The sequence below is a fragment of the Enterobacter cloacae complex sp. 394F7 genome (assembly GCF_057320385.1).
This window is the reverse complement of record NZ_JBXWCS010000007.1, coordinates 225,750-241,308: the sequence shown is the minus strand read 5'-3', so window position 1 is coordinate 241,308 and position 15,559 is coordinate 225,750. Positions and strand designations below refer to the sequence as shown.

Here is a 15,559-nt window from a genome sequence, read left to right as displayed (position 1 = left end):
ATAGCGAGAAGGCGAGGTGTTATTAAGCCTCCGTGTGCCAGCCAGTATAGAGACCTGGCTGGCGACGGGGATCAAGTCCGGTCTTATTCTGTGACTGGCAGCGCCATAACGTCTTTGGTCGTCATAATCTCGGCAAACACATCGGCAACACCGGCTAATGCCGCACGTTGCAGCGCTTTGTGGTCTACCACGCCACCCTGACCATCATCCAGATCGCGTGTTGCTGTCGCATCTTCAGGGATAATCACGTTATAGCCCAGCGGAACAGCGTCACGTGCGGTAGAGGAAATGCACATGTGCGTCATCAGGCCAATGACTATCACCTTTTTGATCCCTTTGTTCTTTAATTGCGCATCCAGATCGGTGCCAACAAAAGAGCTCGGGGTCGCTTTGGTGATAATGGCATCGCGTGCAGAAGGCTGTAAGTCTTGATGGAACCTGGCATAAACAGACCCTTCGGCAAACAGCGGGCTATCCTTTGGCGCTATATGGCGCACGAAGTACACCTGCATCCCCTTTTGATGGGCATAGCTAACCAGCTTTTGACTGTTCTTCAGTACCTTATCGCCATCAGGGATCACCATCTGACCACGAAAATCTTTACCTGCGTAATATTCGTTTTGGATATCCACCACGATTAACGCCGTTTGTGAGGCGGATAAAGACGAAGTCACCGTTGCGCCTGTCATTGCACGAATGGTTTTGCTATTCGTGCCGGTCGTTTCCTGCGCGCTAGCATAAGTGGAAAAAGTGCTGATCATGCCGATCAGCAATGCTGTACGAAAAAATGGTTTCATCACGCGAACTCCTTCTGTGTTGTGTTCGGGAGCCATTATTCCGCACAGTTGCTCACAGTATGAGTCACCTGGAGAACCAATAACGATACTTTTGGGCCATTATGAGACGACATTTCGTGGTGGAATTTTCTTCTGCAAAGCGGCATGCTTCAGCCTTCATCGCCCGGTGGCGGCTACGCCTTACCGGGCCTACAGCCCACGCGGCGGCATCATTCGAAGGCATGTTGATATGGAAATCGTTTTGCGAAATAAATTCAGTTCATTGGGTATGTTGCTGGGAGGAATTGCACTCATTCTCTCAATGCCGGAATTATTCTCGCTGTTGTGGCTCTGGGGCTTTCGTTCATCGGAGGGATGTGCAAGGAGAGCCGTTGGGGGATCTCCGGGGCATTGCTTTTCTCAGGGCTAACGCTAACTTTCCATGCTGTGCTACTTGCATTCGGATTGATCGTCGCGGTGCTGTTGCTGTTATTTATTCTCTCTCTGGTAACCGGAGGGTCAGTAAGTTGACATTAAAGCCCGGTGGCGGCTACGCCTTACCGGGCCGACATGTGCTTGAACGTAGGTCGGGTAAGGCGAAGCCGCCACCCGACAAAATCAACGGCGCGATCTCACCACCTGATACCGACGGGTAAAATACTCAAACGGTGCGCTCCACACGTGCACCAGGCGGGTGAACGGGAAGATAAGGAAAATAGTCATCCCCAGCACCAGATGAACGCGGAAGATGGGGGCCACGCCACTCAATATTTCCGATGAGCCGCCCTTAAACGTCACAATTCCCTGCGCCCAGCCGACCAGCTTCATCATCTCACTTCCGTCAGGATACTGGGCGGAGAAAGGAATGGTCGATAGCCCCAGAATGCACTGTATCAGCAGGATACTCATGATGATGATATCCGGCGTGGTGGAAGTGGCGCGTACCCGCTGGTTGAACAGGCGGCGAATCAGCAGCATGGAACCGCCAATCAGCGTCAGCACGCCGCAAATCCCCCCAGCAATCATGGCTAACTGCTGCTTAACCGCGACGGGTAAAAACCAGGCATACATCCAGTGCGGGGTTAGCATGCCGAACAGGTGGCCGAAGAAAATCCCCAGGATCCCAATGTGAAACAGGTTAGAGGCCCAGTTCATACCGCGTTTGCTGAGCATCTGGCTCGATGAGGCGCGCCAGGTGTATTGCCCGTAGTCGTAGCGCAACCAGCTGCCGAGGAAAAACACGGTGGCGCAGATGTAGGGGTAAATGTCATAGAAAAAGACGTTCAGGTAATGTGTCATTTTGGGCCTCCGGCGCTGACGTCTACGTACTGCGGCGCGACGTCTTGGCTAAAGCGTCGTTGATAGTGCTGCATCGGCGAGCTGTCGCACGATGTGGCGTTGTCTTCGATAAACTTGACCTGTTCCTCTTCCCAGACGGCGTCCAGCGCCTGGCGGGTGTCATCGCGTTTCTCCGTGGCCACCTGTTTCGCCACGCTGTCGCTGGAAAGCCGCGTTCCGGCCAGCACCAGCAGGGCATCGAACAGCTGATAATGGGCCACGCCGCGCTGCTTCAGACGCCCGCCAATCAGCGCCAGGATAGGCGCGACGTTCTGCAATCCTTCGCGCGCCTCGTCGTCCGTAACGATACTGAGGTACTCCAGATAGAGCGGCAGATAGTCCGGCAGTTCGCGGCAGTCGAGCTGTAGCCCGGCTTTCTCATACTGCCCCATAAGGTCAACCATCGCCTGACCGCGATCGCGGGATTCAGCGTGAACATGCTCGAACAGCAGCAGCGAGGTCGCGCGGCCACGCTCAAATACCTCGCACCACTCGGCCTGTTTATCCAGCAGCGGGGCGCTCAGGTGCTGACGGGCAAACGACAGCAGCATGGGTGCGTCCTGCTCAATGAGCGAAAGCGCTTCCTCGCGATTTTCCCATAGGGTCTCATCGGGATACTCAATCAGCAGCGCGATGATTTTGAGGATCTGCATTACTCTCCCTCCCCATGTTCGCGCACCTCGGTGATGTTGATGGCATCAATCCGGCTGCTGTTGAAGAGGTTAAATTTGGTGTCAGAGCCGTGGCAGCCGTCGCCAAAGGTGAAGCCGCAGCCGTTACGTTCCGGGAAGGCATCGCGCGCCATTTCACGGTGGCTGGTGGGGATCACGAAACGATCCTCATAGTTGGCGATGGCCAGATAGCGGTACATCTCTTCAACCTGTTCCACGGTAAGGCCTACCTCCTCAATCGCACGGGTGTCCGTGACGCCTTCTACCGTCTGGGAGCGCTTGTAGTGTCGCATCGCCATCATGCGTTTAAGGGCGCGCAGCACCGGGCCGGTATCCCCCGCGCTGAGCATGTTCGCCAGGTACTGGACGGGAATGCGCAAGCTCTCCACGGCAGGCAGGACGCCGTCGCTCTGCGGCAGACCGCCTGCGTCAGCGTAGGACTGGATCGGTGACAGCGGCGGCACATACCAGACCATCGGCAGGGTGCGGTATTCGGGGTGCAGCGGCAGGGCCAGCTTCCAGTCCATCGCCATTTTGTAGACCGGGGAGCGCTGGGCCGCATCAATCACGTTCTGCGGAATGCCCTGTTTCAGCGCTTCTTCAATCACCGCCGGGTCGTTCGGGTTGAGGAACACGTCGCACTGGCGTTCGTAGAGATCGGTTTCATGCTCGGTACTGGCGGCCTCCTCAATACGGTCCGCGTCATACAGCAGCACGCCGAGATAGCGGATGCGCCCGACGCAGGTTTCCGAGCAGACGGTCGGCTGGCCGGATTCAATGCGCGGGTAGCAGAAGATGCATTTTTCTGACTTGCCGCTCTTCCAGTTGAAGTAGATCTTTTTGTACGGACAACCGCTGATGCACAGACGCCAGCCGCGGCATTTGTCCTGATCAATCAGCACAATGCCGTCCTCTTCGCGCTTGTAAATGGCGCCGCTCGGGCAGGTGGCGACGCAGCTTGGGTTCAGGCAGTGCTCGCACAGGCGTGGCAGGTACATCATGAAGGTGTTTTCAAACTGGCCGTACATCTCTTTCTGGATCTTCTGGAAGTTACGGTCGCGGGCGCGTTTTTCGAATTCGCCGCCCAGCAGCTCTTCCCAGTTGGGCCCCCAGACGATTTTGTCCATCCGCTTGCCGTCAATCAGCGAGCGCGGACGGGCGGTAGGGAGGTGATCCCCCTCCGGCGCGCGGTGCAGATCCTGATAGTCAAAGGTAAAGGGCTCATAGTAATCGTCAATCTGCGGCAGGACGGGGTTAGAAAATATTTTCGACAGCACCCCCATTTTGCCGCCGAGACGCGGCGTCAGCTTACCGTGAATACCGCGGATCCAGCCGCCTTGCCACTCCTCCTGGTCTTCCCAGTTTTTCGGGTAGCCGATCCCCGGTTTGGTCTCGACGTTGTTAAACCATGCATATTCCATCCCTTCACGCCCGGTCCAGACGTTTTTACAGGTGACCGAGCAGGTGTGGCAGCCAATGCATTTATCGAGATTCAGTACCATACCAACCTGTGAACGTATTTTCATTTTTTCGTCTCCTGTACCTGATCCCGACCTTCGCCATCCAGCCAGTTAATGTTTTTCATTTTGCGGATCATGATGAACTCGTCGCGGTTGGAGCCAACGGTGCCGTAATAGTTGAAGCTGTAAGCCAACTGCGCGTAACCGCCAATCATGTGCGTCGGTTTCGGGCAGACGCGGGTCACCGAGTTATGAATACCACCGCGCCGTCCGGTCACCTCGGAACCCGGAATGTTAAGAATGCGCTCCTGGGCGTGGTACATCATGGTCATACCCGGTGGCACGCGCTGGCTGACCACCGCGCGGGCGGTGAGGGCGCCGTTGGCGTTGAAGGCTTCAATCCAGTCGTTGTCCTCAATGCCCAGCTCACGCGCGTCGGTTTCACTGATCCAGACAATCGGCCCGCCGCGCGACAGAGTCTGCATCAGCAGGTTTTCACTGTAGGTAGAGTGGATGCCCCATTTCTGGTGCGGCGTCAGGAAGTTGAGCGCTTTTTCCGGGAAGCCGTTCGGCGGGATCTCGCGCATATGGCTGACGCTGCGGGTATCAATCGGCGGACGGTAAGCCACCAGACTTTCGCCGAAGGCGCGCATCCACGGGTGATCCTGATACAGCTGCTGACGGCCGGAGAGGGTGCGCCACGGGATCAGCTCGTGAACGTTGGTATAACCCGCGTTGTAGGAGACATGCTCGCTTTCCAGACCGGACCAGGTCGGGCTGGAGATGATTTTACGCGGCTGCGCCTGAATATCGCGGAAGCGGATTTTTTCATCTTCTTTATTCAGCGCCAGGTGGGTGTGGTCGCGTCCGGTCAGTTCGCCCAGCGCTTCCCACGCCTTCACCGCCACCTGACCGTTGGTTTCCGGTGCCAGCGCGAGGATCACTTCGGCGGCATCAATGGCCGTCTCGATACGCGGACGGCCTTTCGCCGGACCGTCGAGCTTGACGTAGTTCAGCTTGCCGAGGAACTCGACCTCGTTTTGCGTGTTCCACGAGATCCCTTTCCCGCCATTGCCGAGCTTGTCCAGCAAGGGGCCGAGGGAGGTAAAGCGCTCCCAGGTTTCCGGGTAGTTACGCTCGACGACCGCAATGTTCGGCGCGGTTTTGCCGGGGATCAAATCGCATTCGCCTTTGCGCCAGTCCTGAATATCAAACGGCTGGGACAGTTCCGCCGGGGAGTCGTGCTGAAGGGGCTGCAACACGACGTCCGTTTCCGTACCGAGATGGCCGACGCACACGTCAGAGAAAACTTTGGCGATGCCTTTGTAAATCTCCCAGTCGCTACGCGATTCCCACGCCGGGTCGACGGCGGCAGAAAGCGGATGAATAAACGGATGCATGTCGGAGGTGTTCATGTCGTCCTTTTCATACCAGGTGGCGGTGGGCAGGACGATGTCAGAGAACAGGCAGGTGCTGGACATACGGAAATCGAGCGTGACCAGCAGGTCGAGTTTGCCCTCAATGGCGTTAGTCTGCCAGACGACCTCTTCAGGCTTCACGTCATCGGTCGAGCCTAAATCTTCCCCTTGTATCCCGCTTTCGGTGCCGAGCAAATACTTGAGCATGTACTCGTGGCCTTTGCCGGAGGAGCCAAGCAGGTTCGAGCGCCAGACAAACAGATTGCGCGGGTGGTTTTTATCGCTGTCGGGCTGCTCGCAGGCGAAGCGGATATCGCCCGATTTCAACGCCTGAACGGTGTACTCCTGCGGAGACAGGCCTGCTGCTTCGGCGCGGGCTTTGATGTGCAGCGGGTTGAGGTTGAGCTGCGGCGCCGACGGCAGCCAGCCCATACGCTCGGCGCGGACGTTGAAGTCGATCAGGTGACCGGTGAATCGGGATGCATCCGCCAGCGGAGAAAGCAGCTCCTGCGCCGTCAGCTTCTCATAGCGCCACTGGCTGGCGTGGTTGTAAAAGAACGAGGTGCTGTTCATCTGGCGCGGCGGGCGGTTCCAGTCCAGCGCGAAGGCCAGCGGCAGCCAGCCGGTTTGCGGACGCAGCTTCTCCTGGCCCACGTAGTGCGACCAGCCACCGCCGCTTTGGCCTACGCAGCCGCAGAAGACCAGCATGTTGATCATGCCCCGGTAGTTCATGTCCATGTGGTACCAGTGGTTTACCCCGGCACCGAGAATGATCATCGAGCGTCCATGCGTTTTGTGCGCCGTGTCGGCAAACTCACGGGCAATTTTTTCAATCAGATACGCGGGGACGCCGGTGATCTGTTCGCCCCAGGCCGGTGTATACGCTTTGATCTCACCATAATTTTCAGCCGCGTTATTGTCTTCCAGACCACGGTCGAGACCGTAGTTGGCGAGCACCAGATCGTACACGCTGACCACATGTTTCTGGCTGCCGTCGGCAAGCGTCAGGGTTTTACTTGGCACGCGGCGGGTCAGCACCGGCTCCTGCTTCACGCTGCGAAAATGCGGATTCTCATTGCCGCCAAAGTAGGGGAAGGCGACATCCGCCACGCTGTCGTGGTTGATCAGCAGGGAAAGGGTCAACTCCGTTTCCTGATCCGCAGCCAGCGATTCCAGGTTCCATTTGCCTTTTTCGCCCCAGCGGAAGCCAATGGAACCGTTAGGAACCACCAGATTACCGGCAATATCAAAGGCAACGGTTTTCCACTCCGGGTTGTTGGCTTCGCCCAGCCCGTCCACAAGGTCGGACGCCCGCAGCATGCGTCCCGGCACCAGACGACCATCGGCCTGCTCATCCAGCAGAACCAGCATCGGCATGTCGGTGTAGCGGCGGCAGTAGTTGAGGAAGTAGTCGCTTGGGTTATCGAGGTGGAACTCTTTGAGGATCACATGTCCCATGGCCATCGCCAGCGCGCTGTCGGTCCCCTGTTTGGGGGCGAGCCACTGGTCGCTCAGTTTGGCAACTTCTGAGAAGTCCGGCGTGATGGCAACGGTTTTGGTCCCTTTATAACGAACCTCGGTAAAGAAATGGGCGTCGGGGGTGCGCGTCTGGGGAACGTTAGAGCCCCAGGCGATGATATAGCTGGAGTTGTACCAGTCGGCGGACTCCGGCACGTCGGTCTGCTCGCCCCAGGTCATGGGCGAGGCGGGAGGCAGGTCGCAATACCAGTCATAGAAACTCAGGCAGGTACCGCCGAGCAGAGAGAGATAGCGCGTACCGGCAGCGTAAGAGACCATCGACATCGCCGGAATAGGCGAGAAACCGGCCACGCGGTCCGGGCCATAATTTTTGATGGTCCAGACGTTGGCGGCGGCAATCAGCTGGTTCAGCTCTTTCCAGTTTGAGCGGATAAACCCGCCTTTACCGCGTGCCTGTCGGTAGCTCTGCGCTTTTTGCGGATCGTTTTGAATGGCATCCCAGGCGAGTACCGGGTCGCTGTGCTGCGCCAGCGCCTCGCGCCAGAGTTCAATCAGCCTGCGGCGCACCAGCGGATATTTGAGGCGGTTGGCGCTGTAGAGATACCAGGAGTAGCTTGCGCCGCGTGGGCAACCGCGTGGCTCATGGTTAGGCAGGTCCGGGCGAGTGCGGGGGTAATCGGTCTGCTGGGTTTCCCAGGTCACCAGTCCGTTTTTGACATAAATCTTCCAGCTGCAGGAGCCGGTACAGTTTACGCCGTGGGTAGAGCGCACAATCTTGTCGAACTGCCAGCGCTGGCGGTAGCTGTCTTCCCAGTCCCGGTTGGTGTGATACACCTGCCCGTGCCCATCGGCGAAACTGTCGCCTTTTGTTTTGAAGTAACGAAAGCGGTCCAGCAGTTTGCTCATGACATTTCTCCTGCTTCGATAGCATGGCCGGAGGGTGCTGCATCACGCTCCGGCGAAGATGTAGTTATTTTTTTTGTGAGGATTTACGGCCGTACACCAGCCAGGTGACGAGCACGCAGACGATGTAAAACACGAGGAAGACTTTCATGGCGCCGACCGGCGATCCGGTCATCGCCAGCGAGGTGCCGAAGGCTTTAGGGATAAAAAATCCGCCTACTGCACCAATGGCAGAGATAAAGCCCAGCGCGGCAGCGGTGTCCGTCACGGCTTCATGCTGCGCCTGTTCATCCGTGCCACCTTGCTTTCTCACCCGGTCGATGGTGATTTGGCGAAAGATAATCGCAATCATCTGGAAGGTTGAGCCGCTGCCCAGCCCGGCGGTGAGGAACAGCCCCATAAAGACCAGATAAAACGCGACAAAGCTGCCGGAGCCCGAGCCGGGCAGGGTCAGGAAGATCAGGGCGCTAAAGATGGCCATAAAGACAAAGTTGATGAGCGTGACGCGCACGCCGCCCAGCCTGTCGGAGATCATCCCGCCCGCTGAACGCGCCAGCGCACCAATCAGGGGGCCAAAGAAGGCAAGGTGAAGAATGTTAACGTCCGGAAACTGGGTTTTCGACAGCATGGCAAAGCCTGCCGAGAAACCGATAAACGAGCCGAAGGTCGCCAGATAGAGCAGGCTCAGCAGCCAGAGATGAAACCGCTTAAGTACCGGAAGCTGGCTGGCGATAGAGGCTTTTGAGCTGGCGATATCGTTCATGCCAATAAACGCCGCAATGGTGGCCAGCAGCAGAAGCGGGGCCCAGATCCAGGCGGCATTCGCCAGCCACATGGTGGACCCGTCCTCCAGAGGCACACCGTTTACCCCCAGAAAGGTGAACATCGGCAGAAAAATGACCAGTGGCGCAATCAACTGCATTACGCTGACGCCCAGGTTTCCCAGCCCGCCGTTGATTCCCAGCGCGCTACCCTGTCTGGATTTCGGGAAGAAAAAGCTGATATTCCCCATGCTGGAGGCAAAGTTAGCGCCCGCAAAACCGCAGAGCAGGGCAATGACGATAAAGACCCAGTAAGGCGTCGCGGTGTTCTGAATGGCAATCCCCAGCCAGACGCAGGGGATAATCAGGATCACGGTGCTCAATACTGTCCAGTTACGTCCGCCAAATATCGGCACCATAAAAGAGTAGGGGACACGCAATATTGCGCCGGAGAGAGAAGGTAATGCCGTTAGCATAAAAAGCTGATCGGTAGTGAAATTAAATCCGACTTTATTGAGGTTAACCGCAATGGCACTAAATAACATCCAGACGCAAAAGGCCAATAGCAGGCAAGCCACAGAAATCCATAGGTTTCTTCGCGCGATATGTTTGCCTTTATTCTCCCAGAATTGCGGATTTTCCGGTTTCCAGTTACTTAAAAGATGGTGATGACTTTTCTCACTTTGTTGTGACATATCGCCCTCTTGCTTACCCAAATGGAGATAAAAAATAAGTAAAAACAGCTAGATATGTGAAGATCTGGTATTGTGGTTATTGGAAGTATTGAGATACATCTGAAAGGATAGATAAAAAAGCGAACCCCAGAGTTTGGAAATGAAATAGGGGTTCGCCTAATGTGTTACTAATTGTAACGGTGGGATTTAAATACTCAGAAGGGAGTATTAAAACAACTCCAGAGAAATTAATTTATCAAGATGATTATTAAACGCAGCGTCATCCATTTCAGGCATGTTTAATAGATATATGCCGTCAAGGCCACACACCAGGCCAATTAAACGCCAGGCAATACTTGCTGCCGGGTCACCGGAACGGAATACGCCTGCATTCCTGCCAGCTTCAATAAGGGCAACCGTTTCCTGATGCCACATCTCCATTGTCAGCACATACGCGCCCTTGATCTCTGCGTCGCGGGTTGCGAGGATTTGCGCTTCTCGCCAGAGGCGAATGTAGGGTTCAAACCTGCCGTCATCGCTGCCGAGCATGGCATGTAAACGTGCCCGCCAGCTGGCGTGTTCCCCGACCACATCCGCATCCAGCAGTTCGCGGATCAGCCGGATAAAGGCCAGCGATTTTAACTCACCGCCGGAGGTGAAATGGTGATGCACTTGCCCGGTTGCGACACCGGCTTCGGAGGCGATGCGGCGCACCGTCATGGCGGAAAATCCCTCGGCCAGCGCCACGCGCATAGCGGCCTGTAAGATCTCTTCCCGTCTTTCATCCCTGGTCAGATAACCCATTTTCTCTCACTCTTAAATAGCAATGAAACGAGTGTAACAAAGAGCTGGACAAGTGTTCAACATTCCGTAGGATTGCATCCTGGACATGTGTCCATTTTTATATAAAAAGGAAATTTATGTTTCGTCAGTGGTTAGCGTTAGTGATTATCGTGCTGGTGTATATCCCGGTGGCGATTGACGCGACGGTGCTGCACGTGGCGGCGCCGACGTTGAGCATGACGCTGGGCGCCAGCGGTAATGAATTATTGTGGATCATCGATATTTACTCGCTGGTGATGGCGGGTATGGTGCTGCCAATGGGCGCGCTCGGCGACCGCATCGGTTTTAAACGGCTGCTGATGCTTGGCAGCACGCTGTTTGGTCTGTCATCGCTGGCGGCGGCCTTTGCCCCCTCTGCGGGCTGGCTGATTGCCGCGCGCGCCTCGCTGGCAATTGGCGCGGCAATGATCATACCGGCAACCCTTGCGGGTATACGCACCTTGTTTATTAACGCGCGAGATCGCAACATCGCGCTTGGCGTCTGGGCCGCGGTCGGGTCCGGCGGGGCGGCGTTTGGCCCGTTGATTGGCGGTATGCTGCTGGAGCATTTTTACTGGGGATCGGTCTTTTTGATCAACGTGCCGATTGTGCTGGTGGTGGTGTCGCTGGCCGCGGTCTATGTTCCGCGTCAGCAAGGGCGCCCAGAGCAGCCGCTGAATATTAGCCATGCCGTCATGCTGATTGTGGCAATTTTGCTGCTGGTCTATAGCGCCAAAACCGCGCTGAAAGGCGGGCTTTCTCCATGGCTGGTGGCCTGTACACTGCTCACCGGCGCGGTATTGCTGTTTATCTTCGTGCGTATTCAGCTTCGCGCCCGCGTGCCGATGATCGACATGCGCCTGTTTTGCCATCGCATCATTTTAAGCGGGGTGGTGATGGCGATGACCGCCATGATCGCCCTGGTGGGGTATGAATTGTTGATGGCCCAGGAGCTGCAGTTTGTGCATGGCTTTACCCCGTTTGAAGCGGGCATGTTCATGCTGCCGCTGATGGTCGCCAGTGGGTTCAGCGGCCCGATTGCCGGGATACTGGTTGGTCGTCTGGGGCTGCGCATGGTAGCGACAGGCGGAATGGGGCTGAGCGCCGTCAGCTTTATAGGCCTGTCGATGCTCGACTTCAGCACGCAGCAGTGGCAGGCGTGGTGCCTGATGGTGCTGCTTGGCTTCAGCGCCGCGAGTGCGCTGCTGGCCTCCACCTCGGCAATCATGGCGGCGGCACCGAAAGAGAAAGCCGCCGCTGCCGGGGCGATTGAAACCATGTCCTACGAACTGGGCGCAGGGCTGGGGATCGCGATATTTGGTCTGTTGCTGACCCGCAGCTTCTCGGCGTCGATTGAACTACCGCAGGGCTTACCTTCAACGCTGGCTGATAAAGCCTCGTCATCCATTGGCGAAGCGATGAAGGTCGCGCAGGATCTCAGTCCGGCGCTCGGTGAAACCGTCATTGAGGCGGCAAAAACGGCGTTTATCACGTCGCACAGCGTGGCGTTAGGCAGCGCCGGTGGGATGTTATTGCTGCTGGCGATTGGGATTTGGTTTAGCCTGGCGAACGCGCCGCAACAGTAAATGCAAGCCCGAAGGCGCTGCACCTTCGGGCTATTCACTCCTGCTGCAGCGGCGCGGTGTCGTTATCGCGTCAGCCGATAGTGCGATTGCACCAGACCCGACGGGAAGCTGCGGGTGGATAAAAGCGTCAAATCGATATCCCGGGGCAGCGAGCCGAACAGTGGCTTGCCTGAGCCGATCAGGACAGGAACAGTGGTGATAACCATATCGGCCACCAGTCCTTCGCGCAGAAACGACTGGATCACCTGTCCGCCATCTAAATAGACGCGGTGTGCGTTCTGCGCCGCCAGCTCAGCAAGCGCTTCCTTTGGGGTACAGCGGGAGAACTGCACTTTACCTTTCAGCGCCTCGGGCACCTCGGTGTCAGCCAGCTGACTGGAGAGCACCAGCACGGGTCGGTTATAGGGCCATTGGTCAAAGGTCAGCACTTTCTCATAGCTTCCCCGGCCCATCACAATCCAGTCTTTGTCGGCAATGAACGCATCATAGCCATGATCTTCCGTTGGATCATCGCGCTGGAGTAGCCAGCCGATATCGCCATCCTGGCGGGCAATGTAGCCATCAAGACTGACGGCGATAAAAACGTGGGTGGTAATCATCGAAGGCTCCCTGTTCAGGCTGTGACGTTAGGACAGTGACGACAGAGCAGTATACCGGAACCAGGGGATGACGATCAGGAGAGCGAGCAGAGGGGCAAAAAAAAGCCAGCCGCAGGGGCTGGCTTTCTGGTGTGACAAATCTTAGAACTGGTAGGTCAGACCTACAGCAACGATATTGTCGGTAGCGATCTTAGCGTCTTTAGTGAACGCATTGTCGTCCAGCAGGTTGATTTTGTAATCAACATAGGTGGACATGTTTTTGTTGAAGTAGTAGCTCGCGCCAACGTCAATGTATTCCACCAGATCCTGGTCGCCGTAAGAACCGATGTCTTTACCTTTGGATTTCAGGTAAGCGATGGACGGACGCAGACCGAAGTCGAACTGGTACTGAGCCACAACTTCGAAGTTCTGTGCTTTGTTTGCAACGTGACCGTCACCGAAAGCTGTCATGTTACGGGTTTCAGAGTAGGTGGTTGCCAGGTAGATGTTGTTCGCATCGTACTTCAGACCGGCTGCCCACACTTCTGCGTTCTCGCCACCTGCGTTCAGGTCGCTTGCTGCACGAACCTGACGGTCAGTACGGTCAGATTTCGCGTAGGTTGCACCCGCTGCGAAGCCGTCGAATTCATAGGTAGAAGAGAGACCCCAGCCGTCACCGTTAGATTCGGTGATGTCGTTACGGTCGTTTTTACCCTGGTACTGAGCGGCAACGTTCAGACCGTCAACCAGACCGAAGAAGTCGGTGTTACGGTAAGTCGCTACGCCAGTTGTACGGCCAGTCATAAAGCCATCAGTCTGGGTCCAGGTATCGCCACCGAATTCTGGCAGAACGTCAGTCCATGCGCCGATGTCGTACGCCACGCCGTAGTTACGGCCGTAGTCGAAGGAACCGAATTCGTTGAATTTCAGACCTGCGAACGCCAGACGCGTTTTGTTACCGTCAGCACCCTGGGATTCAGAGCGGTTGCCCTTGAACTCATATTCCCACTGACCATAACCGGTCATCTGGTCATTGATCTGAGTTTCGCCTTTGAAGCCCAGACGAACGTAGGTTTTGTCGCCGTCGTTGTCAGTATCATCAGAAAAATAGTGCAGACCTGTGACTTTACCGTACAGATCCAGCTTGTTACCGTCTTTGTTAAAAACTTCAGCCGCGTTTACAACGCCTGCTGCCAACATGGAAGTGACCGCCACTGCAACTAATTTAAGTTTCATCTTAAATATTCCTTATAATTTTCTTGGGTATTTCCTGAACCACTTCGAACGATTTCCAAACGAGGCTGTTCGTCAATGGCAAGCTATTTTTAAAAATCTTGTAGCCTGCTTTCAATAATAAGTTTCAAAATATTAAAGATAATTTCAATTAGTGTGATCGTGATCGGGTAAATTTCAGCTTTAACGAATAAATCGCCTGAAAATTATGCATTTTGTGCGCGTTTTACCGCCATTTTCGTTGCGGGGAATATAATTATTACCATTTTTATTTCATGGTGTTAATTATCGTTTTTTCCGTGCTTTTGCAATCGTTGATGAAATTTGCATGCATAAAAATCAGTGGCTTATAAGATTAACCGCACGCTGATTTCGATGTATGAAGTGAAAGTTTTGCAGTGAATTATATTATTTTATGCTTTTACTGACGTGACTGTTTGCTATGCAGTTATTACGTCGCGGTGTCAGTTTATGTCAATTTTCGCGCCATATCTTTACGAACGAGAGTTAATATAAACAGAAACTAAACCGCTTTCTATTATTTTGCTAAAGAGTGTATGGGCGATCACATTTTAAATTTATGTTAATTATGTGGCCGGGTTGTAATTAACCCGGCATCAGGAAAAGATTATTTTCGTGTGGCGTACCAGCACAGCAAAGAACCCACACAGACCATGATGGCGCCTTGCCAGAAGGAGAAGGAAAGTGGGGCGCTCAACAACAGCGCCGCCAGCGCAGCGGATAAGACCGGGGTAAAATAGGACACGGCTGCCAGCACCGTGACGTTACCGTGAAGGATCCCAATATTCCACGACGCATAGCCCAGCCCCAGTGCGACGCCGCACATGAGTAATTTCACCACCACCGGAACGCTGAACACCATTTCCGGTTGATCGCTTAGGGCATATTTCACCCACAAACTCAGCGCGGTAAGCAACACAAAGAGCGTGATCCCGTTTTGTCCTTTGGCATATTTACTGGTTACCGTGCAGTACGCCGCCCAGATAAACGCGCCGGCAAATGCAAGGGCGTAGCTGAGGGGGCTGGAGACAACATTGCGGATAATCTCATTCACCTGCAACCCCTGTTCGCCGCCCAATACCCAGCACACACCGAGTAAAGAGAGGGCTAATCCGGGGATCACCCACAGGGACGATTTCTGCCCGTTAAACAAAATGGCAAACACAATGGTCAGACTTGGCCAGAGATAATTCACCATGCCGACTTCAATCGCCTGTGAACGCGTAGCCGCATACCCTAACGACAGCGCCAGACAAATTTCGTAGCTCACAAACAGGACGCTACCGGCAATAAGATAGCCGGGAGTGAAGCGCCGGATTTGAGGAAATCCTACCGTCACCAGACAGAGTAAGCCGCTGACGGTATAGATCATGGCGGCGCCCCCCACAGGCCCAAGCCCTTCACTCACGCTGCGAATGAGCCCCACCATGGTGCTCCATAACAAGATTGCTGCCAGCCCAATCAGCGTTGCTCTTTTTCTGTCCATACCCTTGCCATTACTCTCAAAACCAAAGGCAAAACTTATAGCACCGATCGCGCCCCGGTCGCGAATTATTCTCTTAAGCCGTTAATCAAAAAGAGGTATTTAAATGCGAGATGGCTGACTATTAAGGGGGCGAACACCGGCGACCTTGATTTGACGCAAAAAAAACAGGGGCTTTAATGTTAGTTTGCGGCGCGAAGTCTTAGCGCCTATCCCATTAGGCTATTTTATTCGCCATTTTGGTGCCGGGCAGTGCTCGAAATCCTCACGTACTACGTGTACGCTCCGGTTTCTGCGCGCTGTCCGACACCAAACTGGCTTCAACAATTACGCCTACTGGGATAGGCTCTTATCCG

At 55.1% G+C, this 15,559-nt stretch carries 11 protein-coding genes; 1 reads left to right on the top strand and 10 read right to left on the bottom strand.

From position 1 onward, the window contains the following. Nucleotides 1-83: 83 nt before the first annotated feature. The 7 genes from AC2FAK_RS12780 to AC2FAK_RS12750 form a co-directional block, all read right to left on the bottom strand. Nucleotides 84-797 (bottom strand): cysteine hydrolase family protein, encoded by a 714-nt coding sequence (locus tag AC2FAK_RS12780; protein WP_095455266.1) that lies wholly within the window; start codon nucleotides 795-797, stop codon nucleotides 84-86. Nucleotides 798-1,394: 597 nt separating this feature from the next. Beyond that, the gene (narI, locus tag AC2FAK_RS12775) at nucleotides 1,395-2,075 is read right to left on the bottom strand and encodes a respiratory nitrate reductase subunit gamma (protein WP_095455265.1); all 681 of its coding nucleotides are present in this window, start codon (nucleotides 2,073-2,075) and stop codon (nucleotides 1,395-1,397) included. Then, nucleotides 2,072-2,767 carry a nitrate reductase molybdenum cofactor assembly chaperone gene (gene narW, locus AC2FAK_RS12770; RefSeq protein ID WP_013096513.1) on the bottom strand — a complete coding sequence of 232 codons (696 nt, stop codon included), beginning with the start codon at nucleotides 2,765-2,767 and terminating at the stop codon, nucleotides 2,072-2,074. The genes narI and narW overlap by 4 nt, the downstream gene beginning before the upstream one ends. Beyond that, nucleotides 2,767-4,311, bottom strand: a complete 1,545-nt coding sequence (narH, locus tag AC2FAK_RS12765; protein ID WP_029883343.1) for a nitrate reductase subunit beta — start codon at nucleotides 4,309-4,311, stop codon at nucleotides 2,767-2,769. Before narH ends, narW begins: the two co-directional genes overlap by 1 nt. Further along, entirely contained in the window at nucleotides 4,308-8,048 is a 3,741-nt protein-coding gene (locus tag AC2FAK_RS12760; RefSeq protein ID WP_095455264.1) for a nitrate reductase subunit alpha, read from the bottom strand. The genes narH and AC2FAK_RS12760 overlap by 4 nt, the downstream gene beginning before the upstream one ends. A 64-nt stretch (nucleotides 8,049-8,112) precedes the next feature. Continuing rightward, nucleotides 8,113-9,501 carry a NarK family nitrate/nitrite MFS transporter gene (locus AC2FAK_RS12755; protein WP_095455263.1) on the bottom strand — a complete coding sequence of 463 codons (1,389 nt, stop codon included), beginning with the start codon at nucleotides 9,499-9,501 and terminating at the stop codon, nucleotides 8,113-8,115. A 207-nt stretch (nucleotides 9,502-9,708) separates the two neighbouring features. Then, a complete protein-coding gene (locus AC2FAK_RS12750; protein WP_013096517.1) occupies nucleotides 9,709-10,284 on the bottom strand; it encodes a TetR family transcriptional regulator in 576 nt (191 codons plus the stop codon). A 116-nt stretch (nucleotides 10,285-10,400) separates the two neighbouring features. Between AC2FAK_RS12750 and AC2FAK_RS12745 the strand changes: the two genes are divergently transcribed. After that, a complete protein-coding gene (locus AC2FAK_RS12745; protein WP_095455262.1) occupies nucleotides 10,401-11,888 on the top strand; it encodes an MFS transporter in 1,488 nt (495 codons plus the stop codon). A 62-nt stretch (nucleotides 11,889-11,950) separates the two neighbouring features. On the opposite strand, the gene AC2FAK_RS12740 is transcribed toward AC2FAK_RS12745, so the two are convergent. The 3 genes from AC2FAK_RS12740 to yddG all read right to left on the bottom strand — a co-directional run bounded on the left by AC2FAK_RS12740 (nucleotide 11,951) and on the right by yddG (nucleotide 15,206). Continuing rightward, on the bottom strand, nucleotides 11,951-12,487 hold the full coding sequence (locus AC2FAK_RS12740; RefSeq protein ID WP_095455261.1) for a dihydrofolate reductase family protein: 537 nt from the start codon (nucleotides 12,485-12,487) through the stop codon (nucleotides 11,951-11,953). A 141-nt stretch (nucleotides 12,488-12,628) separates the two neighbouring features. Further along, on the bottom strand, nucleotides 12,629-13,702 hold the full coding sequence (ompC, locus tag AC2FAK_RS12735; RefSeq protein WP_095455260.1) for a porin OmpC: 1,074 nt from the start codon (nucleotides 13,700-13,702) through the stop codon (nucleotides 12,629-12,631). 625 nt (nucleotides 13,703-14,327) lie between these two features. Then, nucleotides 14,328-15,206 carry an aromatic amino acid DMT transporter YddG gene (yddG, locus tag AC2FAK_RS12730; protein WP_095455259.1) on the bottom strand — a complete coding sequence of 293 codons (879 nt, stop codon included), beginning with the start codon at nucleotides 15,204-15,206 and terminating at the stop codon, nucleotides 14,328-14,330. Nucleotides 15,207-15,559 lie beyond the last annotated feature (353 nt).